Raw genomic sequence first — 3668 nt, forward strand, 5'->3', positions numbered from 1 at the left:
CATCACGGCCATGTTGAACACGAACGGGTTGCCGTCGGCGAAGTCCTCGCGGCCCAGGTCCAGGATCTTGGCCACCGGGACGTCCGGGGCGAGGCCGGCTTCGAAGAAGTGCTGAATCTGGGAGATTTCGAAGCGGTCGATCCCCGCCGGCACCGGCGTGTGGGTGGTGAACACCGTGGACGCCCGCCCGGCGGCCAGGGCCTCCTCCCAGCTCAGCGGCGCCGTGCCGGACATCAATTCCTGGATCCGCTCGACGCCGAGGAATCCGGCGTGGCCCTCGTTGGTGTGGAAGACTTCCGGCGCGGGGACACCCGTGAGCCGCTGGAACTCCCGCAGCGCCTTGACCCCGCCCATGCCCAGCAGGAGCTCCTGCTGCAGCCGGTGGTCTCCGCCGCCGCCGTACAGGCGGTCGGTGATGCCGCGGGCAGCCTCGTCGTTGCCCGGAACGTTGGAATCCAGCAGCAGCAGCGGCACACGTCCGACGTCGGCCCGCCACACGTGCGCCAGCAGGCGCCGGCCCTGGGGAAGCGGCAGGGAGATCTGGACCGGTTTGCCGTTGCCGTCCGGGGAGGCCTCGCGCAGGAGCGTCAGGGGCAGCCCGTCGGGGTCGAGGACCGGGTACGTTTCCTGCTGCCAGGCGTCCCGGGAGAGCGACTGCTTAAAGTAGCCGGCCTGGTACAGGAGTCCGACGCCGATCAGCGGCACGCCAAGGTCCGAAGCCGCCTTCAGGTGGTCCCCGGCCAGGATGCCAAGGCCGCCCGAGTACTGGGGCAGGACCTCGGTGATGCCGAACTCCGGCGAGAAATAGGCGATGCATGCCGGCGCGCCGTCGCCCAGGCTCTGGTACCAGCGCGGCTGTTCCAGGTACTGGTCGAGGTCATCGGCCGCGGCGTGGACGCGCCGCACCACGTCCTGGTCCGCGGCGAGGCGCTGCAGCTCTTCCCGGCTGACCAGGCCCAGGAAAGTCACGGGGTCGTGGGCGCTCTCCGCCCAGACCCCGGGGTTGAGCCCCTCGAAAAGCTCCCGGGTGGGCGGATGCCAGGACCACCGGAGATTGGTGGCGAGCCGGGCCAGCGGCCGGATCGACTCCGGGAGTACGGTTCGGACGGTAAATCTGCGGATTGCCTTCACCAGCGAAACACTAACGGACAAGTCGTTGCCCCGGAACTGCTTTAAGATTCTTTCCCGTAAATGACGGATATCACTCCGACCAGAACCAGAAACCTCCGGAAAACGTTCGAGGCCTTAGCATTCTGGCCGTTTTGTAGATAACGTCGAGGCTGTGACGAATAACTCGCGAACCAGCGCCGTGTCCAAGCAAAAGCCCAAGGCCCTGATCACGGATGGCCTTCGATTTGGCCGCTTTCCGATCACCGCCGTGCAGCCTTCGGTGGAGGGCGGAAAGTTTCCCGCCAAAGCGGTCGAGGGCCAAACCATTGTCGTGGGAGCCACCGCGTTCCGGGAGGGACACGACCAGCTCGGGGTCAGCGCCGTCCTGCTCGACCCACGCGGCAAAGAGCGGCAGCGGGTCCGCCTCGCCCCGCCGAGCGGACCCCGGGGAATGGGCACGGACCGCTGGGAAGGCCTCCTGACCCCGCCCGCCACTGGCAACTGGTCCTTCGTCATCGAGGCCTGGCACGACCGCTACGGCACCTGGCACCACAACGCCGAGGTCAAGGTGGAGGCCGGCATCGACGTCGAGCTCATGCTGTCCGAAGGTGCCGCCCTGCTGGCTGAAGCCTCCGAAGACGCCTCCCGCCCCTCTGGTGACCGCAGAACGCTGCGGATGGCCGTCGTCGTCCTCTCAGATACGTCCCGGACACCCGAGGAACGCCTCGCCGCCGGCTTCGGCGCCGACGTCGCCGCCGTCGTCGAACGCCAGCCCATCCGCGAACTTGTGACGGTTTCCGAGCCCTACCCGCTGCTGGTGGAGCGAACGCTTGCCGGAGCCGGCGCCTGGTACGAATTCTTCCCCCGCTCCGAAGGTGCCGTGCGCAACCACGACACGGGGGAATGGACCTCCGGCAACTTCCGCACCGCCGCGCAGCGCCTCGACGCCGTCGCCGCCATGGGCTTTGACATCATCTACATGCCGCCGATCCACCCGATCGGCGGCCAGCACCGCAAGGGGCCGAACAACACCCTGATCGCCGGACCGCACGATCCCGGTTCGCCGTGGGCCATCGGATCCCACGAGGGCGGCCACGACGCCATCCACCCGGATCTGGGCACCTTCGAGGACTTCGACGCCTTCGTGGCACGGGCCGGTGAGCTGGGACTCGAGGTGGCCCTGGACCTGGCCCTGCAGGCCGCGCCCGACCACCCGTGGGTGCAAAGCCACCCGGAATGGTTCACCACGCGCGTCGACGGCACTATTGCCTACGCGGAGAATCCGCCAAAGAAATACCAGGACATTTTCCCGCTGAATTTCGACAACGACCCCGCGGGGCTGTCCAACGAAATTCTAAGGATTGTGATGCTCTGGGTCAGCCACGGCGTCAAAGTGTTCCGGGTGGACAATCCGCACACCAAACCCGTCTGGTTCTGGGAATGGCTGATCGGCAAGGTCAATAAGAAGCACCCCGACGTCGTCTTCCTCGCCGAGGCGTTCACCCGCCCGGCCATGATGCACGCTCTTGGCCGGGCAGGCTTCCAGCAGTCCTACACCTACTTCACCTGGCGGAACACCAAGGAAGAACTGGAGACGTACTTCCAGGAGGTCAGCCACGAGTCGGCGGCCTACTTCCGGCCGAACTTCTTCGTCAACACCCCGGACATCCTCACCGAATACCTGCAGTTCGGCGGCCCGGCGGCCTTCAAGATCCGTGCCGCCCTGGCCGCGACGGCAAGCCCCATCTGGGGCGTGTACGCCGGCTTTGAGCTCTACGAACACGTGGCGCGCCCGGGCGCCGAGGAGTACATCGACAACGAGAAGTTTGAGTACAAGGCCCGCGACTGGGACGCGGCGGCAGAAGCGGGGCGCACCCTGGCCCCGTACCTGACCCGGCTCAACGGGATCCGGCGCGCGCACCCGGCCCTGGGGGATTTGCAGAACCTGACGGTGCACCAGAGCTCGGACAGCTCCACCGTGGTGTTCTCCAAGCACAAGACCCTCGCGGACGGGACCAAGGACACCCTGATCATCGTCGTCAACGTGGACCCGCACGGCACCCGGGAGGGCACGGTGTCCCTGGACCTGCCGGCGCTGGAACTGGACCCGGAAAACTTCACGCACAACGGCCGTTTCATGGTTGATGACCTGCTGACCGGCGAGAGTTGGGAATGGGGGGAGTACAACTACGTCCGCCTGGACCCGCACGTCGAGCCCGTTCACATTCTTAGCATCCGGAGGTAGTGCCAGTGAGTTTTAGCCCGCAGAACCCGAGCCAGCACTTCAGCCCGAGGGGGAGCTTTGAATTGAATGCCCCGGGCCTCCAGCACGATCCCCTCTGGTACCGCAAGGCGGTCTTCTACGAGGTGCTCGTCCGGGGCTTCGCCGACGGCAACGGAGACGGCTCGGGCGACTTCCACGGCCTGATCGAGAAACTGGACTACCTGCAGTGGCTGGGGGTGGACTGCCTGTGGCTCCCGCCCTTCTTCCAGTCACCGCTGCGCGACGGCGGCTACGACATCTCGGACTACAACTCCGTGCTGGACGAGTTCGGCAC

Annotated in this window: 3 protein-coding genes; 2 read left to right on the forward strand and 1 reads right to left on the reverse strand. The window is 66.5% G+C overall.

Annotated elements, in window-relative coordinates; all coding sequences use genetic code 11:
• On the reverse strand, positions 1 to 1131 hold a 1131-nt coding region (gene glgP, locus LQV45_RS20535), incomplete at its 3' end, for an alpha-glucan family phosphorylase (protein WP_230008602.1).
• Positions 1132 to 1282: 151 nt separating this feature from the next.
• On the opposite strand from glgP, the gene LQV45_RS20540 reads away from it, so the two are divergent.
• Both LQV45_RS20540 and LQV45_RS20545 read left to right on the forward strand, forming a co-directional pair.
• The gene (locus LQV45_RS20540) at positions 1283 to 3355 is read left to right on the forward strand and encodes an alpha-1,4-glucan--maltose-1-phosphate maltosyltransferase (RefSeq protein WP_230008603.1); all 2073 of its coding nucleotides are present in this window, start codon (positions 1283 to 1285) and stop codon (positions 3353 to 3355) included.
• Positions 3356 to 3360: 5 nt separating this feature from the next.
• Positions 3361 to 3668 (forward strand): alpha-amylase family glycosyl hydrolase (locus LQV45_RS20545; RefSeq protein ID WP_253074581.1); only part of this gene is annotated, 308 nt, incomplete at its 3' end.

The organism is Microbacterium sp. Bi128 (assembly GCF_918698205.1).